The sequence below is a fragment of the Ideonella azotifigens genome, assembly GCF_021043325.1.
Lineage (GTDB): Bacteria > Pseudomonadota > Gammaproteobacteria > Burkholderiales > Burkholderiaceae_C > Ideonella > Ideonella azotifigens.
Window position 1 is genome coordinate 80,533 of sequence record NZ_JAJNKD010000003.1, and the last position, 24,417, is coordinate 104,949.

Annotated in this window: 18 protein-coding genes; 14 read left to right on the forward strand and 4 right to left on the reverse strand. The window is 70.3% G+C overall.

Annotated features, from left to right (window positions below; genetic code table 11):
• Window positions 1–334 precede the first annotated feature (334 nt).
• From LRH25_RS08495 to LRH25_RS08515, 5 genes are all read left to right on the forward strand, one after another.
• Complete coding sequence (locus tag LRH25_RS08495) at window positions 335–1,159, forward strand: NAD-dependent epimerase/dehydratase family protein (RefSeq protein WP_141288188.1); 825 nt, start codon at window positions 335–337, stop codon at window positions 1,157–1,159.
• Window positions 1,160–1,164: 5 nt separating this feature from the next.
• Complete coding sequence (locus tag LRH25_RS08500) at window positions 1,165–2,067, forward strand: SMP-30/gluconolactonase/LRE family protein (protein ID WP_141288187.1); 903 nt, start codon at window positions 1,165–1,167, stop codon at window positions 2,065–2,067.
• Window positions 2,068–2,134: 67 nt separating this feature from the next.
• The gene (locus LRH25_RS08505; RefSeq protein WP_141288186.1) at window positions 2,135–3,106 is read left to right on the forward strand and encodes a TRAP transporter substrate-binding protein; all 972 of its coding nucleotides are present in this window, start codon (window positions 2,135–2,137) and stop codon (window positions 3,104–3,106) included.
• 118 nt (window positions 3,107–3,224) lie between these two features.
• The gene (locus tag LRH25_RS08510; RefSeq protein WP_141288192.1) at window positions 3,225–3,713 is read left to right on the forward strand and encodes a TRAP transporter small permease; all 489 of its coding nucleotides are present in this window, start codon (window positions 3,225–3,227) and stop codon (window positions 3,711–3,713) included.
• Entirely contained in the window at window positions 3,704–4,987 is a 1,284-nt protein-coding gene (locus tag LRH25_RS08515; RefSeq protein WP_141288185.1) for a TRAP transporter large permease, read from the forward strand. The genes LRH25_RS08510 and LRH25_RS08515 overlap by 10 nt, the downstream gene beginning before the upstream one ends.
• Before the next feature lie 113 nt (window positions 4,988–5,100).
• Here LRH25_RS08515 and LRH25_RS08520 read toward each other — a convergent pair whose 3' ends face one another.
• The 4 genes from LRH25_RS08520 to LRH25_RS08535 form a co-directional block, all read right to left on the reverse strand.
• A complete protein-coding gene (locus LRH25_RS08520) occupies window positions 5,101–5,643 on the reverse strand; it encodes a DUF3455 domain-containing protein (RefSeq protein ID WP_231010854.1) in 543 nt (180 codons plus the stop codon).
• 64 nt (window positions 5,644–5,707) lie between these two features.
• Window positions 5,708–6,514 (reverse strand): alpha/beta fold hydrolase, encoded by an 807-nt coding sequence (locus LRH25_RS08525; protein ID WP_141290758.1) that lies wholly within the window; start codon window positions 6,512–6,514, stop codon window positions 5,708–5,710.
• A gap of 3 nt (window positions 6,515–6,517) precedes the next feature.
• Complete coding sequence (locus LRH25_RS08530) at window positions 6,518–6,925, reverse strand: VOC family protein (RefSeq protein WP_141290760.1); 408 nt, start codon at window positions 6,923–6,925, stop codon at window positions 6,518–6,520.
• 44 nt (window positions 6,926–6,969) lie between these two features.
• A complete protein-coding gene (locus LRH25_RS08535; RefSeq protein WP_141290762.1) occupies window positions 6,970–7,539 on the reverse strand; it encodes a GNAT family N-acetyltransferase in 570 nt (189 codons plus the stop codon).
• Between the two features lie 303 nt (window positions 7,540–7,842).
• On the opposite strand from LRH25_RS08535, the gene LRH25_RS08540 reads away from it, so the two are divergent.
• From LRH25_RS08540 to alaC, 9 genes are all read left to right on the forward strand, one after another.
• Window positions 7,843–11,748: an acyltransferase domain-containing protein gene (locus tag LRH25_RS08540; RefSeq protein ID WP_231010862.1), complete on the forward strand. Its 3,906-nt coding sequence runs from the start codon at window positions 7,843–7,845 to the stop codon at window positions 11,746–11,748.
• The gene (locus LRH25_RS08545; protein ID WP_231010864.1) at window positions 11,741–15,058 is read left to right on the forward strand and encodes a polyketide synthase family protein; all 3,318 of its coding nucleotides are present in this window, start codon (window positions 11,741–11,743) and stop codon (window positions 15,056–15,058) included. The genes LRH25_RS08540 and LRH25_RS08545 overlap by 8 nt, the downstream gene beginning before the upstream one ends.
• The gene (locus tag LRH25_RS08550) at window positions 15,055–16,623 is read left to right on the forward strand and encodes a class I adenylate-forming enzyme family protein (protein WP_231010873.1); all 1,569 of its coding nucleotides are present in this window, start codon (window positions 15,055–15,057) and stop codon (window positions 16,621–16,623) included. Before LRH25_RS08545 ends, LRH25_RS08550 begins: the two co-directional genes overlap by 4 nt.
• Window positions 16,620–17,309 carry a methyltransferase family protein gene (locus tag LRH25_RS08555; RefSeq protein ID WP_231010876.1) on the forward strand — a complete coding sequence of 230 codons (690 nt, stop codon included), beginning with the start codon at window positions 16,620–16,622 and terminating at the stop codon, window positions 17,307–17,309. Before LRH25_RS08550 ends, LRH25_RS08555 begins: the two co-directional genes overlap by 4 nt.
• 25 nt (window positions 17,310–17,334) lie before the next feature.
• Window positions 17,335–17,985 carry a methyltransferase family protein gene (locus LRH25_RS08560; RefSeq protein WP_231010879.1) on the forward strand — a complete coding sequence of 217 codons (651 nt, stop codon included), beginning with the start codon at window positions 17,335–17,337 and terminating at the stop codon, window positions 17,983–17,985.
• Entirely contained in the window at window positions 17,982–18,971 is a 990-nt protein-coding gene (locus LRH25_RS08565; protein ID WP_231010888.1) for an NAD-dependent epimerase/dehydratase family protein, read from the forward strand. Before LRH25_RS08560 ends, LRH25_RS08565 begins: the two co-directional genes overlap by 4 nt.
• A 10-nt stretch (window positions 18,972–18,981) precedes the next feature.
• Window positions 18,982–21,765, forward strand: a complete 2,784-nt coding sequence (locus LRH25_RS08570; protein ID WP_231010890.1) for a PEP/pyruvate-binding domain-containing protein — start codon at window positions 18,982–18,984, stop codon at window positions 21,763–21,765.
• Window positions 21,762–22,688, forward strand: coding sequence for a UbiA prenyltransferase family protein (locus tag LRH25_RS08575; RefSeq protein ID WP_231010892.1), 927 nt, complete (start codon window positions 21,762–21,764; stop codon window positions 22,686–22,688). The genes LRH25_RS08570 and LRH25_RS08575 overlap by 4 nt, the downstream gene beginning before the upstream one ends.
• A 126-nt stretch (window positions 22,689–22,814) precedes the next feature.
• Window positions 22,815–24,035: an alanine transaminase gene (gene alaC / locus LRH25_RS08580; RefSeq protein WP_141289867.1), complete on the forward strand. Its 1,221-nt coding sequence runs from the start codon at window positions 22,815–22,817 to the stop codon at window positions 24,033–24,035.
• Window positions 24,036–24,417 lie beyond the last annotated feature (382 nt).

Consider the following 24,417-nt stretch of genomic DNA (forward strand, 5'->3'; position numbering starts at 1 on the left):
GGGTAGTTGTTGTAAGTCATCGTACAAGTGGCCGCTGTCTGCAACAAGATGCGCCATCTAGAGACATTCCCGCAGGCTGTCGCGTGAAAGCCGCAAGCCCGCTGGCGCGTCGGTTCAGCGCCATGTCAGTTTCAGCGTGCTGGCTGGGTTTTTACCTGGGAACAGTGGCCCGATGGGCGGCCGGTTTTGTCTCGGGGTAAACCAGCGAATCGCGGGGAAACCCTTGCCTTGTGTCGTTGACAAGCGCTCACGCATTTCCGACCATGTTGTACGACAACGGATGACATCAGACGACACATCCGTAGCGCCAAGTTTCCCGAGATCGTTTCCCCACATGCTTGCCACCCCTGCCACCTCGTTGCGTTTTCCCCGTTTGCTGTTGACCGGCGCCGCCGGCGGCCTGGGCAAGGTGCTGCGCCCGCGCCTGAAGGCCTATTGCGACCAGCTCAGGTTGTCTGACATCTCCGACCTGGGCGAAGCCGGCGAGGGCGAGGAACTCGCGCCGGTGCGCCTGGAAGACCGGGCCGCGATGCTGCAACTGCTCGAAGGTGTCAGCGCGGTGGTGCACCTGGGCGGCGTGTCGGTCGAGGCGCCTTTCGACCCCATCCTGCAGGCCAACATCGTCGGTGCCTACAACCTGTACGAAGCGGCGCGCAAGCAAGGTGTCAAGCGCATCGTGCTGGCCAGTTCCAACCATGTGATGGGCTTCCATCGCCAGGACCAGGTGCTGGATGTCAACAGCCCGGCGCGGCCCGATGGCCTGTACGGCGTGTCCAAGGCTTTTGCCGAAGACCTGTCGCGCTTCTACTTCGACCGCTACGGCATCGAGACGGCCTGCCTGCGCATCGGCTCCTCCTTCCCCGAGCCGCGCGACCGCCGCATGCTCAACACCTTCCTCAGCTACGACGACCTGGAGCGCCTGGTGATGGCCTGCCTGTCGGCACCGGTGGTCGGCCACAGCATCGTCTACGGTGTCTCCGACAACCTGCGCACCTGGTGCGACAACCGCGGGGCCGCGCACCTGGGCTATCGCCCGCAGGACAGCTCCGAGCCCTATCGCGCCGCCATCGAGGCGCGCCAGCCCACCATCGACCTGAGCGATCCTGCCGCGCTGTACCAGGGCGGCGCCTTCGTGCGCACTGGCCCGTTCGAGGGCTGAGCGGCATGGCGTTGAACATCGAGGTGCTGGGCCCGCAGCGCCACCAGGTGGGCGAGAGCCCGTTGTGGAGCGTGGCCGAACAGGCGCTGTACTGGGTCGACATCGATGCCTGCCGGCTCTGGCGCTGGGACGCGGCCAGTGGCCGCATCGAACACTGGTCCACGCCCGAGCGGCTGGCCTGCATCGCGTTGCGCACCGAAGGCGGGCTGATCGGCGGGCTGGAAACCCAGCTGGCCGCGCTGCTGCCACAGCCGGGTGGCGAGCTGCAGACGCTGCCGCTGGCCAGCGTCACCCACCCGCAACCCGGCATGCGCTTCAACGACGGCCGCGCCGACCGGGACGGCCGTTTCTGGGCCGGCACCATGGTGCGCAACATGGCGCTGGCCAGCCCGGCCGGCCAGCTCTACCGCTGGGACAGCCACGGCCTGAGCGCGCCGCTGATGGATGGCTTCATCACGCCCAACGGCCTGGCCTTCAGCGCCGACGGCCGCATGATGTACATCTCCGACAGCCACCCCAGCGTGCAGGCCATCTGGCGCTACAGGCTGGACGCCGACGGCCTGCCGCGCGGCGGCCGCGAGCTGTTCGTCGACATGACGCAGCACCCCGGCCGGCCCGACGGCGCGGCCATCGATGTCGACGGCTGCTACTGGATCTGCGGCAACGACGCCGGCCAGGTGCACCGCTTCCGGCCGGATGGCAAGCTGGACCGCAGCATTGCATTGCCCATCAGCAAGCCTTCGATGTGCAGCTTCGGCGGCCCGCAGCTGGACCAGCTGTTTGTCGCCTCCATCACGCCGGCCAAGCCAGCGCCCGGCTTCGACGCTTCGCTGGACGGCGCGGTGCTGGTGCTGTCGCCCGGCACGCAAGGCCTGGCCGAGCGGCCCTGCTCGGCGCCGGTGGCCTGAAGCCGCCATTCCGTGTGATTCCTGTTCCTCTTTCTCCGCCCCCACAAACCAACACCGAGACAAGCGCATGACCTTCTTCCATCGCACCCTGCTGGCCGCTGCCAGCCTGCTGCTGGCCGCCACCGGCGCCCAGGCCGTCGAATTCCGTTCGGCCGACATCCACCCCGAGGACTACCCGACCGTGCTGGCCGTGCGCCACATGAGCGAGACCCTCAGCAAGTCCACCAACGGACGTCTCACCATCAAGGTCTTCGCCAAGGGCGCGCTGGGCATCGAGAAGGATGCCATCGAGCAGACCAAGCTCGGTGCCATCGCGATGACGCGTGTCAATGTTGCGCCGATGAACAACATCTGCCCCGCGACCATGGTGCCGACGATGCCCTTCCTGTTCCGCAGCAAGGAGCACATGCGCAAGGTGCTGGACGGCGCGATTGGCGACGAGATCCTGAAGGACTGCGAATCCCAGGGCTATGTCGGCCTGGCCTTCTACGACTCCGGCGCACGCTCGATCTACACCGTCAAGAAGCCGGTCAAGACCCTGGCCGATGCCAAGGGCCTGAAAGTGCGCGTGCAGCAGAGCGACCTGTGGGTCTCGCTGCTGGAAGCCATGGGCGCGAACGCCACGCCGATGCCTTTCGGCGAGGTCTACACCGCGCTGAAGACCGGCCTGGTGGACGGTGCCGAGAACAACTACCCGTCCTACGAAAGCTCGCGCCACTTCGAAGTGGCCAAGTACTTCAACAAGACCGAGCACTCGATGGCGCCGGAAATCCTGCTGTTCTCCAAGCGCGTGTGGGACACCCTGACGCCGGACGACCAGAAGCTGATCCGCGCGGCCGCCAAGGAATCGGTCGGCTTCATGCGCAAGATCTGGGACGAGCGTGAAGAGAAGTCGCTGGCTGTGATCAAGGCTGGCGGCGCGCAGATCATCGAGGTCGACAAGGCCAGCTTCCAGGGCGCGATGAAGCCGGTGTACGACAAGTTCATCACCGACGCGCACCTGAAGGACCTGGTCGCCCGCGTGCAGGCCACCCAGTAAGCCAACGCCTCCTCACGCCGCTGCCGTCAAAGTTGTTTCCATCATGAGCCAGGCCCGTCCCATGCCACCTCCCAACGGCGCTCCCGTCGCCGCGCCGCCCTCCGGCGGCTTTTTCGAGCTGTACACCCGGCTGTGCACCGGCATTGCCCGGGGCTGCCTGGTCATCGGCGTGAGCGGCCTGGTGCTGCTCATCGTCGCGGTGCTGTACCAGGTCATTGGCCGCTACGTCTTCAATGACACGCCCACCTGGGCCGAGAGCGGCGCGGTGCTGCTGGTGCTGTACGTGACCATGCTGGGCATGGCGGTGGGCGTGCGGGACGCCGGCCACATCGGGCTGGAGTCCTTCCTGGTGCTGGCACCGGACTGGCTGCGCCTGAAGATGGAACTGCTGATCCACGGCCTGGTGCTGGTCTTCGGCATCATCATGTCCTGGCAGTGCGCGCTGCTGGCCGAGTCCGTCATGGGCTACAAGATCCCCACGCTGGGCCTGTCCGAAGCCTTCAAGTACGCCCCGCCGGCACTGGCCGGCGTGCTGGTGGCCATGTTCTCGCTGGAACACATTTTTGCGCTGCTGCGCGGTACCGAGGTGGAGCCGGCATGGCACTGACCATTCTTTGCGTGAGCTTCACGCTGTTGCTGCTGCTTGGCGTGCCTGTCGCGTTTTCCATCGGCCTGTCTTCGCTGGCCACCTTGCTGTACGAAGGCCTGCCGCTGGCGGTCGGCTTCCAGCAAATGATCTCGGGCATGAACCCGTTCTCGTTCCTGGCGATCCCGTTCTTCATCTTTGCCGGCGAGATCATGATGTACGGCGGCATTGCCGACCGCATCGTGGGCCTGGCCAAGAGCCTGGCCGGCCATGTGCGCGGCGGCCTGGGCATGAGCAACGTGCTGGCCTGCACGCTGTTCGGCGGCGTCTCCGGCTCGCCGGTGGCCGACGTGTCGGCCATGGGCGCGGTGCTGATCCCGCAGATGAAGAAGGAAGGCTACGACGCCGACTACGCGGTCAACGTCACGACGCATGCCTCGCTGGTCGGCGCGCTGATGCCAACCTCGCACAACCTGATCATCTTCACGCTGGCCGCCAGCGGCAAGGTCAGCATTGCGGCGCTGATCCTTGCCGGCATCGTGCCTGCCATCCTGCTGACGCTGTGCAACCTGGCCGCGGCCTATGGCGTGGCCGTCAAGCGCGGCTACCCGGCCGGCACCTTCCCGGGCTGGGCCATCGTCTGGTCCTCGTTCCGCTCTGCGGTGCCTGGCCTGGCCGTGGTGCTGATCATCATCACCGGCATCCTCTCGGGCGCGTTCACGGCGACAGAGTCGGCCTCGGTGGCGGTGCTGTGGGCACTGTTCCTGTCGGCCATCGTCTACCACAAGCTGACGCGTGAGCAGTTCTTCAAGGCCGCTGCCAAGGCCGTGAAGACCACAGGCACCGTGCTGCTGCTGATCGGCATCTCGTCGATGTTCGGCTACCTGATCGGGCTGTACGGCGTGGCCGAGCTGACCGGACAGATGCTGAGCCAGGTGAGCAGCTCGCCATGGGTGATCTTCCTGTGGGTCAACGTGATCCTGTTCGTGCTCGGCACCTTCCTGGACATGGCCGCCACCATCCTGATCTGCACGCCGATCTTCCTGCCGATCTGCCAGCAGTTCGGCATGAGCACCGAGCAGTTCGGCATCGTGATGCTGATCAACTGCGCGCTGGGCCTGAACACCCCGCCGGTCGGCACGACGCAGTTCGTCGGCTGCACCATCGGCGAGATCTCGGTCGGCGCCGTGATGAAGACCATCTGGCCGTTCTACGGCGGCCTGATCGTCGCGCTCGGCCTGGTCACCTACGTGCCAGGGTTCTCGATGTGGCTGCCCAACCTGCTGCTGAAGTGAACTGATTGTCGATTGGACCCTGGGTCAGGTCGCTTGCAACAGCGGCGCTGAAAAACCAGTTCGGGCGGCCCTGCGGGGTCGCCCTTTTTGATGGTGGCTGGCCACCCCGCGGCTCAAGGCGCGGCGCGGTAGAAGTAGTAGCTCGCGGTGTAAGGCACGCGCGCCACCTGGCCGACACTGGCGGCGGTGCAGCCGCTCGCGGCCGGCGCCGGGCCGCCCACCGTGGCCACGCGCTGGATGCTTGTTGCGCTGGCGAACAGCCCCGTGCCGGTGTTGGCCTTGGCCGCCAGCAGCAGCCAGGGAATGGCGGTCGCATCCGGCCCCGGGTCGCGGGCCTTGACCTCGCCCACCACCGTGCTGCCATCCAGCGCCTCCCAGGTCGGCCCCGCATAGTGCTTGCCCAGCGCACGTCCTGCGCGGTCGGCCAGCGTGGCTTCCGGCGCCTTGAACACCCACTCGGCCCCACCATCGGCCTTGGCTTTGCAGTCGTAGATCTGCACGCCGGTGGCCAAGGCTTCGAGGTAGAGCACCTGACCCGCTGGCGGCTGCAGTGCCAAGGGCACGTTGGGCGGCGTGGGTGCCGGGCTGCTGGCGCAGCCGGCGAGGGCGGCTGCCGCGGTCGCGGTGAGCAGGGTCAGGATCGGTTGCAAGCGCATGGTGGTGTGCCTCCTGTGATGACGGCGCAGTGTAGGAGGCCAGTGGCGGCCAGCATGCGTGGCCTCAGCCTTGCAGGAAGCGCGCGGCCTGATCGCCCCAGGTGGCGATCTCCGCGATGTGCTGGGCGACGTGCAGTTGCGCGTTGGGCAGCAGCGCGGCGAGCGTTTCGGCGGTGGACACCGGGTGCGCCGGGTCGGTGGCCCAGCCGAGGATCAGCGTGGGGGTGTGCAGGGTCTGCAGTACCGCCTCGCTGGGCAGGTCCGAAGCGCTGGCGCCGGCCAGCACCAATGGCAGCGTTGGCAGTGCGACTGCTTCCAGCGGCGAGGAGCGTGGGCTGTTGGCGAAGATGGGCGCCACCGGGGCCATGGCCACTGCTTTTTCCAGCAGCGCCACCTTGCCGCTGGCGGCCACGGCCGCGAGCTTCCGGTAGACCTGAACCTGCGCCGCGCGGGTGTGCCAGGCGGTGGGCGGTGCTGTCAGCACCAGCTTGCGAAAGCGCGCGGGCCGCTTCAGTGCGGCATGCAGCGCAGTGCCGGTGCCCATGGACAGGCCAATGACAGAGACCGGTGCGCCGGCCGAAAAGTGATCGGCCAGGGCCAGCAGGTCGTCGGCCAGCGAAGACCAGCGGAAGGCCTCGGCCCGTTCGCCGCCGCGCGAGTCGCCGTGGCCGCGGGCGTCGTACGCCACCAGCCGGCAACCCGCCTCGGCCACCGGAGAAAAATCGACCAGCCCTCGCTGACTGTCCACCGCGCGGCTGCAGAACAGGCCATGCGCGTACAGCACGACCGGGCCAGTCCCTTGCACGCTGCAGGCCAGCCGTGTGCCGTTGGCCTCGACAAACTCGGTGGCCTGCAGCTCGGCGGCGCCCATGCGTCAGGGCGCTGGCGGTGCCACCAGCGGCTGCACCAGGTGGATCAGGTTGCCGCAGGTGTCCTCGAACATCACCGCGATGATGGGCCCCATGTTGACCGGCTCGCCGCGAAAGCGCACGCTCTTGGCGGCCAGCCTGGCCTTCTCGGCATGCACATCGCTGGTGATGAAGGCGGTGGCCGGAACGCCGGCGTCGAACAGCGCCTGCTGGTAGACCTTGGCCGGCGGGAAGCCCATGGGTTCCAGCACCAGCTCCACGCCTGCCATGCCTTCCGGCGCCGTCACGGTCAGCCAGCGGTATTGCGGGCCCATCGGGATGTCGGCGCACTTCTCGAAACCCAACACCTCGGTGTAGAACGCCAGGGCCTTGTCCTGATCGTCCACCGGCACGCTGCTGAACTTGATCTGCAAGGTGGTCTCCTGTTGGTTCGAGTGAAAACAGAGGGGTGACCGTATCACGAGGCTGCGCGGGCGGCCAGCCACTCCCGCTGCAACAGGCCGTACATGGCCGTGTCCGACACCTCGCCGGCGACGAACCAGCGCTCGCGCAGCAGGCCTTCGCACTGGAAATCCAGTCGCAGCAGGCTGCGGCCGGAGGCGACGTTGCGCGGGTCGATGTCGGCCTCCAGCCGGTTCAGGTTCAGCGCCGGACCGAGTGCCCAGGCTATCAGTGCGCCAACGGCCTCTTGCACGTAGCCCTGGCGCCAGGCGTGAGGCGCGAGCGAATAGCCAAGCTCGGCGCGCCGGCTGTCCTGCACCAGGCTGAACAGCGAACAGGTGCCGATCATGGCCTCGTCGCTGCGCCGGATCAGGCCCAGGCGGATCGCCTTGCCTTCGGCCAGCTGGCGCTGGTCGCTGGCGATCATCGCGTCCGCCTGCGCCATCTCGGTCCATGGGCCGCTGCTCCAGTAGCGCATCACCTCTGGGTCGGAAAAAAGTGCGAACAGCGCGGGCGCGTCGGTGGGCTGGAGTGGGCGCAGCAACAGGCGCGGCGTGTCCAGCTGCAGGGCGGAAAAGTCGTGCATCGGCCGGACTGTAGGGCATGCGCTGGTGCCGTCGTCCGGCCGTCCGCCTGGCGCTGGCCCGGGTGCCATACAGCACCCCGTATGCACGGCTGGCGTGCGAAGTCGCACTCTCGCATGCGTCATGTAGATGACACATTCCACTTTTTTCTAGGGGGCTGACGCGTTTCATCCCTAGGTATCAGGGTGACGTGAGACAGATTTGTGACGAACATGTGACTACCCTGTAAACAGCAGTACGCGCCAGGAAGGCCTCGAAGTAGCTGTCTCGCTTCCAAAGGTCCCTCAATCAAAAGGGAGTGGTAGATGAGAGGGTTGGAGTCCCGCCTGCCGGCGCTGCTGTGCGTCCGCGGCGAACACGCCGGGCAGATCCGGCAGCGCCTGGCGGAGGTCGCCAGCGGTGCCCGTTCGCTGGCCTCGCTGGCCGACGAAACCGGCACCTGCGCGGCCGTGATGCTGGTACGCGATGCGCACCCCGAAGCGCTGCGCCGGCTGTTGGCCGATGCTGCCGCGGCGCTGCAGCCCGGCCACGCCATCGCCGATGCCCGGCTCGGCCTGTATTTCGATCCTTCGCCGCCGGGCGAACCGGCGCTGGCCTTCCTGTTCCCCGGCCAGGGCAGCCAGGCCCTGGGCATGCTGGCGCCGCTGAACGAGGTGTTACCCGGCTTCGCCGAACGTGTGGCAGCGCTGGACGCCGACGGCAGCTGGCGCGCGCTGATCAACGCCGCACGCAGTGCCACCGCCGAAGCCGCGCTGCGCGACACCCGCCACGCCCAGCCGGCCATCGGGCTGGTCTCGATCGCGCTGGCGCAGACGCTGCTGGCGCTCGGGCTGGCGCCCCGCTTTGCGGCCGGCCACAGCTATGGCGAGCTGCCCGCACTGGCGCTGGCCGGCGCCTTTGACGCCGCCACGCTGCTGCAGCTCAGCGTGGCGCGAGGCCAGCTGTTGGGCGAGGCGGGCGACGAGGCAGCCGGCGCAATGCTGGCCCTGCTGGCCGACACCGCCAGCATCGAGGCGCTGCTGGTCGAGGCCGGCCCGGGGGCCGTGCTGGCCAATCGCAACAGCCCGCGCCAGGGCGTGGTCTCGGGTGAGCTCGCGGCGGTGGCGCGTGTCGAGGCGCTGGCGCGGGCCCGTGGCCTGCGCTGCACGCGGCTGCAGACGGCCTGCGCCTTCCACTCGCCGCTGATGGCCAGCGCCGCCGCGCGCTGGCAGGCGGTGCTGGCCGCCGCGCCGGTGCAGCCGCCGGCCGGCCTCACGGTGCTGGCCAATGTCAGCGCCCGGCCGCACCAGGCCTCGGCCGCATCGGTGCGCGATCTGCTGGCGCGCCAGGTCGAGGCGCCGGTTTGCTGGCAGGCCTCGGTCGAGCACCTGCACGCCCTGGGCGCACGCGTGTTCGTGGAGGTCGGCCCCGGCCGGACCTTGACCGAGTTGGCCGGCCAGATCCTGAAGGACAGGCCGCATGTGGCGCTGGCCTGCGACCCCGGCAATGCCGACCCGCGCGAGCACCTGCTGCAACTGCTGGCGCGCCTGGTCTCGCTCGGTTTGCGACCTGCGCTGCGGGACTTTGCGCTGGACGTTCCGGCCTTCACGTCACCGCCGGCCGCCGCGCGCCTGCTGCCTTCCCCACCTCTTGCCACGGCCCTCCCGCCGCTTCCGCCCGTGAATGCCCTGAACCACTTCCTCGACGTCAACGGCCGGGTCATGACCCGCTTCTTCGAGCAACAGTCCTCGTTGGTGGACCTGTGTGCAGGCAGCCTGGCCGGCGAGCGCCAGCAGTTGTTCACGGCACTGGTGCAGGCCAACCAGCAGGCGCTGGAGAGCTACCTGCAGACGCAGCAGCAGGCGGTACTGGGCCGGCCTGTTGCGGAAGCGGCGCTGCCGGCGGCGGCATCGGCCGCATCGCTACCGCCGGTCTTGGCGCCAACGCCTGCACACACACATGAGGCACCTGTGCCGCCCTTGGTCACCGGACCGTTGACGCCCGCGGCCCCGGCCGGCAGCGAGCCCTGGTTTCGCTCGATGATCGCCAACCTGACCGGTTTCCCCGAAGCCATGGTGCGGGCTGACAGCGACTTCGAAGGCGAACTGGGGCTGGACTCGCTGACCATGGCCGAGGTCTGGTTTGCGCTGGTCGATGAATTCCCGCAGCTCGACAGCCAGCGCGACGCCTTCCGCCAGTGCCGCAGGATCTCGGACGCCGTGGCGCTGATCGCCTCACTGGGCGACATGCCACCGGCAGTGGCCGAGCCGCCGGTGCCTGAGCCCAGGCCTGTGGTCGTGGCGGCGCCGAAAGCTGCTGTGGCCATGACCCGTGCTGCACCGGCCGTGGTGCCCGGGGTGCAGGGGCCGCTGGCCGCGCTGCGCGACGAGATCGTCGCCCGCATTGCGGTGGCCAAGGGCCTGGCGGCGGACGCCATCGCGCCCGACGCCGACTTCGAGCGCGAACTGGGCCTGGACGTGTTCACCCGTGCCGAGCTGTGCGACGAGCTGGTGCAGCGTCGGCCGGCGCTGGCGGTGGCTGGCCGCGAGCTGGTGCATGCCAGCTCGGTCGCCGGCCTGCTGGCGCTGTGCGGCCGGGTGCTGGGGCTGGAAGACGCCGAGGGCCAGCCAGAGCGGCTGGGCCGCCACGTTCGCGTGGCGCTGCCGGTGCCGCTGCCGGCGCACGCGGCCTGGCCGGCCCATGTGCTGCTGGCCGGCGCCGCCGGCCCGCTGTTCGACCAACTGCACGCCACGCTGCTGGGCCACGGCGTGGCGGTCGATGCCTGGCATGTCTCGGCCACCGGTTTCAGGCCCAGCAGCGAGCCGGAGCTGCCGCCCATCGGCATGGACGAAGTGGACCGCCTGGCCGCGGCGCTGCCGGCTCCCGCCGGCGCCAGCGCGCTGCTGTTCGTGGCCGGCAGCGGACTCGCGCAGCCCGATTCTGATACCGACTGGTCGGCCGGCGTCGAAGCCGCGGCCACCGGCGCCTTTGTGCTGGCCAAGGCCTTGTGCCAGCGAGAGCTGGCCTGGTTTGGCGTGCTGGGCAGCGCCCATGCCGGCCCGGCCTGGACGGCCTCGCGCGGCGTGGCCCGCACGCTGGCGCGCGAGTGGCCGGCCACGCGGGTGCGTTCGCTTTGGCTGGAAGACGCGGCCCTGCCGGCCGGCGCGATGGATGCCGGCCTGCTGGCGCGCGCCATGGACGTGTTCTGTGCCGGCCCCAGCGAACAGGACCTGGTGCTGCGCGGCGGCAGGCTGTTCCAGCACAGCCTGCAGGCCCGCCCCAGCGAGTTGCGGCCGGCCCGGCCGCCGGCGCTCGGGCCGTCGTCCACGCTGCTGCTGCTCGGTGGTGGGGATGGCATCACCGCCGAGGTGGCGGTGGCGCTGGCGGCGCGCTACCAGTGCCGCATCGCCATCATCGGCCGCACCGCCTGCCCGGCGGCCTACCCCTATCCCGAAGCCGGCACCGAGGAGGCGCTGCGCGCGCTGCTGATCGCCGAGCTGCACGCGGCGCCGGACGGCAGCGGCCGGCCGGCGGCCGAACGGCTGCGCGAGCGCCTGCGCAGCGTGGCCAGGCAGCGCGCGGTGTTCGCCACCTGCCAGCGCATTGCCCAGGCTGGCGGCCGTTGCCACCACGAAGCGGCCGACGCGACGCAGCGCGAGCAGATGGTGGCCACGCTGGCGCGCATCCGCCAGGCCTGCGGACCCATCCACGGCGTGGTGCACGGCGTGGGCGTGACCGAGGACGCGCTGCTGGCCAGGAAGACGGTGGCCTCGTTCCGTCGTGTGCTGCGCAGCAAGACCGAATCGGTGGCCTTGATGCGCGAACTGCTGCAGGGCGAGCCGCTGGCTTTTGCCTTCCTGTTCAGCTCGCTCAGCGTGCATGCCGGCACGCCGGGCCAGGTCGACTACGTGGCGGCCAACGAGGTGCTGGGCGCCGTGGCCGAGGCATGGAACGCCGAGGCGAGCTACCCGGTGCGGGCGCTGCTCTGGTCGGTCTGGTCCGAGGCCGGGCTGGCCTCGGCCTCGCTGGTGCGGCAGATGGCCAGGCTGGGCCTGCCTGGCATCAGCACGGCGCAGGGCGTGGCCCAGCTGCAGGACGAACTGGCGCGGGGCGACAAGGACGAGCCCTGGGTGCTGCTGGCCCCCGAGGCGACGCTGGACTATGCGCTCAACGGCGATGCCACGCCGGTGCCGGCCCAGGTCGCGCTGGCCGAGGAGGGTGTGCATGCCTGAGCCAACCAACCGCCGCCCGCCGATGGCAGTGACCGGCATGGGCGGCCTGTTCCCCGGTGCCAATGATGTGGAGGCCTTCTGGCAGTGCATCCTGTCGGCCCAGGTCGCCCAGGCCGAGTCGCAGGAAGGCCGCTGGGGCGTGCCGCGGGCGCGCTACCTCGGCCCGCCCGGCACCCCGGATCGCGCCTATGCCGACGCGGCCTTCACGATCGTGCTGCCCGAGGCCGGCGATGGCGACAGCGCCGACCCGCAGGTGCGTGCCGGCCGCCACGCGGTGCGCGCCGCGCTGGCCGACGCCGCGCGCGCCGGCCAGCCGCTGCTGCTGGACGGCGTGGCCCTGGTCGCGGCCACTTCCTGGAGCGCCCCCAGCTACTTCGGCCACGACGCGGCGCAGCACCTGGGCCTGGCCGCGCCCGCCGGCCCGGCGCATGCGCCCGAGGCCCAGCTGGCCGCACTGGCGCCCGAGCTGGGCGGCCCGCGCCTGGCCGTGGACACGGCCTGCGCCTCCTCGCTGTATGCACTGGACCTGGCCGCCGGGCTGCTCGAAAGCGGCCAGGCGCGGGCCGTCGTGGTACTGGGCCTGAACGTGCTGATGCCGCCCTTCCTGTTCATCGGCTTTTCCAAGCTGATGGCCTTGTCGCCGGCCTCGCGCATTGCGCCGTTTGCCGCCGATGCATCCGGCATCGTGCCTGGCGAATGCGCTGCGGCGCTGGTGCTGGAGCCGCTGCACCTGGCGCGCGCCGCCGGCCGGCAGGTCGTGGGCCTGGTGCGCGCGGTGGGGCTGGCGGCCGACGGCGCCGAGCGTTCTGTTTTCGCGCCAGGTGCCGATGGCCAACGGCTGGCCTATGAGCGCGCCTTCGACGGCCTGGACCGGCATGCGGTGGACTACGTCGAGGCCCACGGCACGGCGACCACGGTGGGCGACGAAACCGAGATCCACACGCTGCAGGCCTTCTTCGGCGCCGGCCGCGACCGGCCCTTGCCCATCGGTTCGGTCAAGGGCCTGATCGGCCACACGCTGGCCGCGGCCGGCATCGCCTCGGTCATCAAGGGCCTGAAGATGCTGGCCACGCGCACGCTGCCGCCGCACCTGCCGGTCACACCGCATGCCGGCCTGGCCGACACGCTGCTGACGCTGGCCACCGCACCCCAGGTGCTGGGCGAGCTGGGCCGGCCGATGCGGGTGGGCATCTCGGGTTTCGGCTTTGGCGGCGCGAATGCGCATGTGGTGCTGGAGGAAGCGCCCACGATGGCCGCGGGGACCGTCGCCGTCGAAGCTGCCGCGCCCGCCGAGGCCCTGGCCATCGTCGACTTCGAGGCCGCCTTCGCCAGCGTGAACGGTGCCGCTTCGCTGGCCGTGGCGGCCCGCGGCGGCGAGTGGCCCGCCGGCCGTTTCCCGGCCACGCTGCGGGTGGACGCGCAAGGCCTGCGCATGGGCCCGAACTTCCTGCGCCGGCTGGACCCGCTGCAACTGCTGGCCACCCACCTGACCCGCGAGCTGCTGGCCCGCCATCCCGGCAGCAGCGGCTCGGCGGCCACCGGCATCGTGCTGACCAGCAACCTCGGCGGCGAGATGAGCCTGCGGCTGTCGCGCAAATACGCCGCGCTGTTCGCCGACCGGGCCGCCGCAGCCGACGCGCCGGAAACCAGCATCGAAGCGATTGCCTCGGCGCTGCCGACCATGTGCTCCGGCTACCCGGCCTATCACCTGGACTTGCGCGGCTTTCACGAAACCCTGGCCGGCGAGCCCGGCAGTTTCTGGACCTCGCTGCGGCTGGCGCCGCGCTGGCTGGCCGGCGGCTGCCAGGCCCTGGTGCTGGGCGCGGCGCGGCAGGTCAAGAGCCCGCTGGAGGCGCAGCAAGCCGGCGCGCAGGACGGTGTGGGCCTGTTCCTGCTGAAGACCGAGGCCCAGGCCCGCGCGGCGGGCGAGCCGCTGCTGGCGCTGCTGCGCCCGCTGGCGCCGGGGCTGGCGCTGCCGGCGGCCTGCGCGCAGGCCGGGCTGGACCTGGCCACCATTGCGCTGCGGCTGCGCTGCGAGCTGCACCAGGCCGCGCTGGCCGAGGCGGCCGGTGTCGAGCTGCTGGCCCAGGCGCTGCTGGCGCCCGAGCGCCGCGTGACCATTGAGGTCTGCCGGCAAGGCCAGCCGGTGCAGGCCTGGGTGCTGGATAAGGATGCGGCGTTCAGCGCCGTGCCGCGCCAGCCGCAGCTGCCGCTGGAGATCTGCTTTGCGCCGCATGGCCGCGCGGCCGATGTGAGCTTGCCGGCCTCGCCGGCGACTGAGTCGGGCGCATCGGCGGCGCGCTGGGCCCAGCAGGCCGGCCAGGCCTTGCAGGCGTTTTTCGCTGCCCAGCGCCGCGCGCTGGACCTGCTGCAGGGGCCGGGTGCGGCGCTGCGGCCGGGCCTGGTGCCGATGTCGGTGCCTGCGTTGCCGCCGGCCGTGGCCATGCCCGATTTCGGCGTGCTGCAAGCCATCGCCAGCACCGCGCAAGGCCTGTCCGCCGAGCTGCGGGTGGACGAGGAAGACCCGTATTTCTTCGACCATGCGCTGGACCATGTGCCCGGCATCCTGATGGTCGAAGGCATCGTGCAGCTGGCCCTGCACCGCGCGCCCGGCCACTGGGTGCGCCGGCTGGCGCTGAAGTTCCGCCGCTTCTGCGAGAAGCAGCATGCGGTGCGCATCGAGCTGCTGCCGCGGGCCGGTGGGCTGTGCTTTGGCGGCCAGGTGCTGCAGCACGGCCAGGCTGTGGGCAGCTTCGAGATCGAGCTGGGTGCGCCGCCGCTGCTGCCGGTGGGCATCGCGGCGCCGGTCCGCCCGGTGGACCAGCCGCAGCTGCTGCACAAGCGGCATGCGGCCAACGTGCTGGTCGGGCCGCTGGCCGAAGGCGCCCGTGGCCATGACACGGCGCTGGTGCCGCCACCGGCCGGCCACCGCTTCGCGCACGGCGCGCCAGGCTTCCATGGCCCGCTGTATCTGCTGGAGACCGCGCGCCAGGCGGTGATGCTGGGCGCCCACGGCGTGATGGGAATTCCGCTGGGCCTGCCGATGAACCTGTTGGCGCTGGAGCTGCGCCTGGCCGAGCCGGCCCCTCGCGCGGCCAGCCTGGCCTACCGCCTGCAGCCACAGCCGCTGCGCAAGGTCGACACGATGACGCTGGCCGACGTGCGCACCGTGCTGCTGGAGGGCGAGCGGGTGCTGGGCGAGGTGCTGATCAAGGCCCAGGTGGTGGACGCCGGCACCTACGAGCAGCAGCGCGGCCGCGAGCCGGCGCCGCAGGCCGGCGCTGCGGTGCTGGAACGGAGCGCGGGATGACGGCCGTCGCGGCAAGTCCGGCAGTACCCGCAGGCCCGATCGAACGCCTGCTGGCGCAGGTCGAGATCAGGCCGGATGCGCCGGCCATCGAGATGGAAGCCAGCGGCCAGGTGCTGAGCTACCGCGGCCTGCAGGGGCTGATCGAGGATGTGCGCGCGGCCTTGCAGGCGCTGGGCGTGGGCGAGGGCGACGCGGTGCTGGTGGCCCTGCCGGCCTGCCCGGAGCTGGTGGCGGCGTTCTACGCGCTGGCTTCGCTGTCGGCCTTGTTCGTGCCGGTGGCCGAAGACCTGACGCCCTTCGAGCTCGCCCCCGTGCTGGCCGATGCCAGGCCCAAGGGCGTGATCGTCGCCGAGGCCGGCATGCTGGCCCGCGTGCTGGGCCCCAGCGTGGGCTTTGCGCTGCTGCTGCAGGGCCAGGCGCCGGTGGTGCAGGCGATTGACGGCGTGCGCGTGGCGGTGCTGGCGCAGTGGGTGGGGCAACAGCAGGGCCGGCGCTGCGCGCTGCAGCCGCCGCCGGGCAATCCGCTGGTCAGCTGCCACTTCACCTACAAGGGACTGGGCTACCCGCTGGGCGTGCTGCACCGCTATGCCAGCTACGGCGCCTGCATCGAAGGCCTGCTGGCCAGTGCCGGCGTGCGGGCCGGCTCGGTGCATCTGGCGCTGCTGCCGCTGCACCCGATCTATGCGCTGTTGGCCAGCGTGTTGTCGCCGCTGTCGCTGGGCGCGCATGTGATCGTGGTCACCGGCTCGGGGCGGCGCCATGTGCTGGCGCTGCTGAGCCGGCGGCAGGTCGAATGTGCCTCGCTGGTGCCCACCATCTACCGCCTGCTGGTGGCGCAAGCGCGCTCGCCGGGCCGGCACAAGGCCGGCGCGCTGCATCCCGAGCTGCTGCTGGTGACCGGCGGCAGCCACATGAGCCCCGAGGCCATGGCCGAGGTGGAAGAAGCCGTGGGCGTGCGGCCCAGCCAGGGTTACGGGCTGACCGAGGCCTTGCTGGTGTGTGCCAATTTCCGCGGCAGTGCACAGCCGCATTCGCTGGGTTTGCCGCTGCAGGGTGGCCTGCGGGGTGGTGTGCAGGTGGCGGTGCTGGACGCGCAAGGCCAGCCGCTGCCGGCCGGCCGGGTCGGCGAGATCGTCGTCAGCGGGCCCTGCCTGATGCAGGGCTACCTGGGCCGGCCGCGTGAAACCGCGCGCTTCCTCAAGGGCGGCCGCATGCACACCGGCGACCTCGGCCACCTCGATGCCCAGGGCCACCTGCATTTCGACGGCCGGGCCATGCCTTTCACCAAGAGCGCGGCGCAGATGGTGGACCTGCCGGAGATCGAGGCGGTGCTGCGTCGCCATCCGCTGGTGGCCGACGCGCGCGCCTCGGTGCGCAACGACCCGCTGCGCGGCGAACGCGTCGACGCCTCGGTGGTGCTGCGTGCAGGCGCGGCCATCCAGGGCGAGGACCTGGTCACGTTTGCGCGCGGCTACCTGTCGCCCCACAAGGTGCCGCGCTCGGTGCGGCTGTTCCAGCGCGGCCTGGTGGCCACCGGCGCGCAAGACTTCCAGGAGAGTGCATGACCCAGGTTTCCGTGCCGACTGCGGCGGCTGCGGCCCGTGGCAAGGCCTTGCGCGCGGCCATGCCGCTGCTGCTGACCGTTGGCGGCTTCGTGCTGATCGGCGGGCTGTGCGGCTACAGGCTGTACCAGCTCGGGCCCACGCTGCAGGCCGGCTTTTGCGCGGCGGCCGTGACGCTGTATGCCGGCTGGCTGGGCTGGGAGTCGCGCGTGTCGGTGGCCGAGGTCGGCAAGCGCACGGCCGACCATGACCGCGGCACGATGGAGATGGCCGCCGCCGCCAAGATCACGCTGCTGCTGGCCGCGCTGATCCCGCCCAGCCACGTGATGGCCGTGGCCGCGCTGCCTGGCCTGGCGCTGATGGCGCTGGGCATCGCGCTGCGCACCACGGCCATTCGCCAACTGGGTGCCGCCTACAGCCACCGCATCCGCGTGCCGGCGCTGCCGCTGGTCGAGCACGGGCTGTATGCGCGCCTGCGCCACCCGGCCTACCTCGGCACCCTGCTGGCCCATGCCGGTGTTGCGCTGGTCTTCTTCAACCCCTGGTCCCTGGCCGCACTCGCGCTGCTGTGGGCGCCCGCGGTGCTGATGCGCACGCTGGTCGAGGACCGCTGCCTGATGGCCTTGCTGCCCGAATACGCCGCCTACGCGCGGCGCGTGCCCGCCCTGCTGTTGCCCGGGCTGTATTGACCAACCCCACCGAACCGGAGCCCCCATGAAACATCTGCAAGAGCGCTTGCCGCTGATCCTGTCGATCTCGTTTGTCACTGCCATCCTGGTGCTCACGCTGTGGCGGCTGTCGGCCTGGGCCGATCCGGCGCGGCTGCTGGCCTTTGCCTTTGTCGGCGCCTACCTGCTGTGGCTGGCGGTGGAGGCGCGGGTGGCCGTCGGTGAAATCGGCAAGGGCCAGACCGGGCTGGACCGCGGCACGCTGGAGCTGTATGCCTTCGGCCGGGCCGTCACGGTGCTGGCGGCGCTTGCCCTCGCGCCGGCCCAGCAGGCCATCGGCGCCCAGGCGGCCGGCGGCTTTGTGCTGTTTGTCGCCGCGGTGCTGTGGCGGCTCAACGCGATCCGCGAGCTGGGCCGCTTCTACTCGCACCGGGTGCGGCTGCGCGGCGACCACCAGATCGTCGACACCGGGCCTTACCGCTTCATGCGCCACCCGGCCTACACCGGAATGATCTTCGCCCACCTGGGGCTGGTGCTGTTCTTCTTCAGCTGGCCTGCTGCCGCGCTGCTGGTGCTGCTGTTCGTGCCGGCGGTGGTGCTGCGCATCCTGGTCGAGGAAAAGGCCTTGATGAGCACGCTGGCCGGCTACCGCGAATTCAGCCAGGGCCGGCCACGGCTGCTGCCGCTGGTGTGGTGAGCGGCGCGCGCATGGCCCCGCTGGCGCTGGCCATCACCGGCGCCACCGGCTTCACCGGCAGCGCGCTGCTGCGCCGGCTGGCCGCCGAGCCGCCCGGCAGCGTCAGCGCGCGGGCGCTGGTGCGAGGCGAGGGCAGCCGCGTGGCGAGTGCCTGCGTCACGCCAGTCATCGGCGCCTTGCCGGCGTTGGCGGATGGCGCTGCCGAACAGCTCTTTCCCGCGGGGCCGCATGTGCTGGTGCACCTGGCCAACCACAACGTGGGCGACGCGGCCAGCTTCGAAGCGGTCAACGTGGAAGGCACGCGGCGCCTGCTGGCTGCCTTGCCGGCCTCGTGCCAGGGCATTGTCTATGGCAGCTCGCTGTCGGTACTGGGCCAGGCCGCGCAAGAGGGCGTGGACGAGCTCGCGCCGGTGGCGCCGCAGACCGCGCTGGCGCACTCGCGGCTGGCGGCCGAGCAACTGGTGCTGGCCGCGGCGCAGGCGCGTGGCATTGGCGCCTACCTGCTGCGCCCGCGCTTCGTGCTGGGCCGCGGTGACGCGGCCACGCTGCCCGGCCTGCTGCGGCTGGCCAGGCGCGGCCTGGCGCTGGGCAGCGGCGCGCAGCGCTGGTCGGTGATCGACGTGGACGACTACGCCAACATCATGCTGCGCCTGTGCCACCGGCTGCAGGCTGGCAGCCAGGTGCGCGGCCCGCTGCACATTGGCTACGCGCGGCCGATCAGCTTCGACGAAGTGCGCAGCGCGCTGGGCGAAGCCTTTGCGCTGCCGCCGGTGCGCCGGCGAGTCCCGGTGTCGGGGCGGGTGACGCGCCTGATGTCGTCGCTGCCGCTGGCCGGGCTGCGCCGCCTGGCGACGCAGCTGGAGCTGGTCGGCCTGTCGCATTTCTCGGCCACCGACCGGCTGCAGGCCGAGGTCGGCACCGACCTGCTGGCCAAGGACCCGCGCGCCGTCGTGGCGCAGGCCGCCCGGCTTCTTTCACTGTCTTGAGGTCTTCGCCATGAGCGCATCCAGTCAGATCATGCAGGTCCCGTCCGGCCCGCCGCCGCGGTCGCGGCGCATCGGCGCCCGCATTGCCACCGAGGCCCAGTTGCGCGACGACCAGGCGGTGGGCGGCAAGCTGGCCCGCCAGCGCGTGATGCGCGAAAAAGGCCTGGCCGTGCCGCCGTTTTTTGCGCTGACCGCGGCCTTTTTCGACGAGGTCTTCTGGCCGCTGCGCGAGGAGGTGGCCCGCCTGCTGGCCAAGCTGGACTTCAGCGACGGCCAGGCCGTGCGGCAAGCGGCTGCGGCGATTCGCGAGCGCTTTGTCGCGCTGCCGCTGAGCGCCGAGCAGGAGGCCGCGGTGCTGGCCAGCTTCGACCGCCATTTCCCGGCCGACGCGCTGGTGGCGGTGCGCGCCTCGACCATCGGCCACCGGCTCGACGAGAGCGAGGACTCGGCCGACAACCCCTTCGCCGGCATGAGCGAGACTTTTCTCTACGTGCGACGCGAAGAGGTGCTGGCGAAGCTGCGGCTGTGCTGGGCCAGCGGCTTCAGCGCCGAGTCGCTGGTCTACCGCCAGGCCCAGGGCATGGACCTGCTGGGCTTCAGCGTCGGCGTGGCGGTGCAGCAGATGGTGCTGGGCCAGCGCTCCTTCGTGCTGTTCACCGTCAACCCGCGCACCGCCGCGCGCGAGACGGTGATTGCCGCCGGCCACGGCATCGGCGAGGGCGTGGTGCAGGACAAGGTTGCGACCGATCACTTCTTCGTGCACGGCAGCAGCGGCGAGATCCGCGCCGAGGTGGTCGAGAAGACCGAGATGCTGGGGCTGGACCCGGCGCTGGGCAGCGGGCTGGCGATGCTGGCCGTGCCGCTGGCGCTGCAGCAGGCGCCGGTGCTGTCGGACGACGAGGTCCGCGCGCTGGTGCAACTGGGCCGGCGCATCGAGGCGGTGTTCGGCGCGCCGCAGGACATCGAGGGCACGATAGACGCGCAAGGCCAGGTGCATGTGCTGCAGTCGCGCCCGATCGCGCTGGACTACCGCCGCATGCGCGTCTGGACCAATGCCAACGTGACCGAGAGCTTCCCCGGCGTGACCACCGCGCTGACCTACTCGTTCTCGCGCTACTTCTACCGCGTGATCTTTCACGACTGCTACCGCCGGCTGGGCATGAGCGAGCGCGGGCTGCACGATGAACACGAGGCGCTGGACCGCATGATCGGCTTCGTGGGTGGCCGCGTGTACTACTGCCTGACCCACTTCTACCACCTGCATTCGCGCAGCCCGCTGTTCCCGGTCTTCCGCGGGCACTGGGAAAAGATGATGGGTTTCCGCGCCTCCTACGAGGCGGCGCCCGCCGGCATTTTCGGCCGCGCGCTGCGCGCCACCGGCAAGGCCCTGGCCACCGCGTCTGCCGGCGCGGTGGTGCTGTACCGCTACTTTACGCACGAACGCGCGATGCGCCATTTCCACGGGTGGTGGGAAGGCCTGATCGCGCCGCTGCGCGGCCGGGACTTCGACGAACAGGACCTGCTGGTGCTGGAGCACGAGTTCCATCGCGTGTGGCGCGAGGTCGGCAATGAATGGGGCGTCACGCTGCTGAACGACACCTACCTGCCGGTGCTGTATGGGCTGACCGAAAACCTGTTCCGGAAATGGGGCCTGGCCGAAGACGAGGCGCTGATGAGCGACCTGCTGTGCGGCGACGAGGACCTGATGAGCGTGGAAATCGTGCGCAGCGCCGTGCGGCTGGCCGAGCGGGTGCGCGCGGTGCCTGCGCTGCGCCAGGCCTTTGCCCACATGCAGCCGCAGGCGCTGTGGGACGCGGTGGCAGCCGACGCGCTGGACACCGAGTTCTGCGCCGCTGCCAGGCGCCATTGCCACCGCTACGGCGACCGCGGCCTGCAGGAGCTGAAGATCGAGCAGCCCAACATGCGCCACACGCCGCAGTTGCTGATGCAGATGGTGCAGGGCTATGTGGGCGGCGAGGTCACGGTGCAGGGCTTGCGCGAGCGCGAGCAGGCGCTGCGCCAGGCGGCCGAGCTGCGGCTCAAGGAATTGCTGGCCGATGCGCCGCTCAAGCGCCTGGTGCTGGCCTACCTGCTGCCCAAGGTGCGCGGGCTGATCCGCCACCGCGAGAACAGCCGCTATTGCCGCAGCGAGCTGTTCGGTTTCAGCAAGAACGTGTTCCGGGCCATGGGTCGGCGGCTGGTGGCGCAAGGCGTGCTGCGCAGCGCCGACGATGTCTACCACCTGTCGCAGGACGACTTGTTCGGCTGGCTGGACGGCAGCGGCGTGACCCAGGACCTGCAGGCGCTGGCCGACCTGCGGCGGCGAGAATTCAGCCAGAACGAGTTGGCCGAAACCGCGATGGACCTGACCACGCTGGGCCCGCTGCGCGACAACGTGCTGCTGGCGCCCAGCCAGGAAACGCCCACCGAAGGCGAGCTGCGCGGGCTGGGCTCCAGCACCGGCAAGGTCCGCGGCCGGGCGCGGGTGGTGATCGACCCGAACAGCGTGGGCGCGCTGGGCGAGGGCGCCATCCTGGTCGCACGCGAGACCGACCCCGGCTGGCTGTTCCTGATGCTGTCGGCCAAGGGCATGGTGGTGGAGCGTGGCAGCATGCTCTCGCACACGGCGATCACCGGCCGCAAGTTCGGCATCCCGACCATCGTCGCGCTGGCGGGCGCGACCACGCGCATTCCCGATGGCGCGCTGATCGAGATGGACGGCGCCAGCGGCCGGGTCGAGATCATCGAGCTGCCGGTGGCCGGTGACGCACCCGCCATGGCCGAGGCCGCGTGACGACCACCACCAGTGCCGCCGGCCCGCGCTGGCCGCTGCTGGGCTTCCTGCGCGAGGTCTATGCACCCGGCCTGCACCTGGCCTATGCCGCCGCCTGGTACCTGGCGCTGGAGGGCACGCTGAGCGGGCTGGCGGGCCTGCCGTGGCGGCCTGACGCGCGCAGCCTGGTCTGCATCGCCACCTTCTTCCTGGTGCTGTTCTTCCTGCGCGTGGTCGACGAATGGAAGGACCTGGCCTACGACCGTGTACACAACCCGGATCGCCCGCTGGTGCGTGGCCTGGTCACGCTGCGCGACCTGTTCCGCTACATGGCGCTCACGGCGCTGGCGGTGCTGGCGATCAACAGCCTGCTGGCACCCTGGCCGCTGTTCATCGTGCTGGCCGACCTGGCCTGGGGGCTGGCGCTGGTGGCGCTGGAGCGCCGCTCGGCGGCGCTGCGTGACGGCATGCTGCTGAACCTGCTGCTGACCTACCCGGTGAACGTGGCCCTCAGCGTCTACGCCTACGCCGCCTTCCTGGCGCGCACCGGCGCGGCGCCTTCGGCCAGCGGCATGCTGGTGATGTTCGCGTTTGCGCTGGCCTTCCTGGTCTACGAACTGCTGCGCAAGATCGCCTGGCCGGCGCTGGCGCGGCCGGGCGAGCGCCTGTATTCGCAGGTGCTGGGCGGCGGTGGCGCGATGGCGCTGGTGCTGGCCTGCGCGCTGGGCGCCAGCTTCACGCTGTTCGCGCTGTGGCTGCAGCAAGGCATGGCCCCGGCGCTGGCGGCGCTCACCTTGCTGCCGCTGCTGCCGGCGGGCCGGGCCGCGTGGCGTTTCCTGCGTGAGCGGCAGCAGCGCGTGAAGCTCACCGGCCTGGGCATGCAGAGCCTGCTGCTGTTCTACGGCGGGCTGTGCCTGCTGGCGCTGTGGCGTGCGCTGGCCTGAACTGGGTTGGCGCTGGTGCGCCAGCCCCGCAACGGGACAGGCGCGGCTTGCGTTAGAGTCGTCCCCGGACCGGCAACATGCCGCCCACGTCGCTCGGACGGTTCCGGGCGCTCACGTGACAATTCAATGAGCACTTCTTCCTCTGCCACCAGCAGCGGCAAGCGCCGCTTCGCGCGCATCGACCGCCTGCCGCCATACGTCTTCAACATCACCGCGGAGCTGAAGCTCGCGGCCCGCAGGCGCGGGGAAGACATCATCGACATGAGCATGGGCAACCCCGACGGGGCCACGCCGGCGCACATTGTCGCCAAACTCAATGAGGTCTCTCAAAGGCCGGACACGCACGGCTACTCGGCCAGCAAGGGCATCCCGCGGCTGCGCCGCGCCATCTCGCACTGGTACGAGCGGCGCTATGGCGTGGCCATCGACCCGGACCACGAGGCCATCGTCACCATCGGCTCCAAGGAGGGCCTGGCACACCTGATGCTGGCCACGCTGGACCGCGGCGACACGGTGCTGGTGCCGGACCCCAGCTACCCCATCCACATCTACGGCGCGGTGATCGCCGGGGCGGACATCCGCGCCATTCCGGTCTCCAGCGAGGTGGACTTCTTCGCCGAGCTGGAGAAGACCATCCGCGGCAGTTACCCCAAGCCGAAGATGATGGTCTTCGGCTTCCCGTCCAACCCCACCGCGCAGTGCGTGGAGCTGAGCTTCTTCGAGCGCGTGGTGGCGCTGGCCAAGAAGCACGACATCCTGGTGGTGCACGACCTGGCCTACGCCGACATCGTGTTCGACGGCTACCAGGCCCCGTCCATCATGCAGGTGCCCGGCGCCAAGGACGTGGCGGTCGAATTCTTCACGCTCTCCAAGAGCTACAACATGGCAGGTTGGCGCATCGGCTTCATGGTCGGCAACGCGGACCTGGTGGCTGCGCTGGCGCGCATCAAGAGCTACCACGACTACGGCACCTTCACGCCGCTGCAGGTGGCCGCCATCGCTGCGCTGGAGGGCAACCAGCAATGCGTGCAGGACATTGCCGCCAGCTACCAGCGCCGCCGCGACGTGCTCTACAAGGGCCTCACCGAAGCCGGCTGGGCGGTGGAGTGTCCGAAGGCCAGCATGTACATCTGGGCGCCCATTCCCGAGCCCTACCGCGCGTTGGGTTCGCTGGAGTTCGCACGCCAGCTGCTGGAGAAGGCCAAGGTCTGCGTGTCGCCCGGCATCGGCTTTGGCGACCATGGCGACGGACATGTGCGCTTTGCGCTGATCGAGAACGAATCCCGCATCCGCCAGGCGGTGCGCGGCATCAAGGCCATGTTCAAGGCGGATGGCTTGATCAAGTAGGCGCCGGAAGCGTTGATGACCCGTCACGCATAGCTCCAACTCCTTGATCCCAATAGATTGTTCTTCTGTGACTGGTCACTGACGCTTCACTCGATCCGGAAGCGGCTTTGACCATGCGGCAGCCAAAGGAAGGGCGAACGGCCAGTTGGCAGCCGCGGTAAGCACGAATGACCAGCCGGCAGCCTGGAACACTCCCGTCGTTGCGGCGTGACTTCGAAGCAATTCACAGCGATACGTTGGCCGATCATCAAGCGCAACACTGGCCATTTGACGAGGGCATAGGCTTGACCAGCACAGGCTGCGGCAAGATGTCGCGATGATCACGCCGCGCATCAAGCCCTCGGGCTTCTCTCCTGAGGAAGCACCAGACGACATGTTCGTG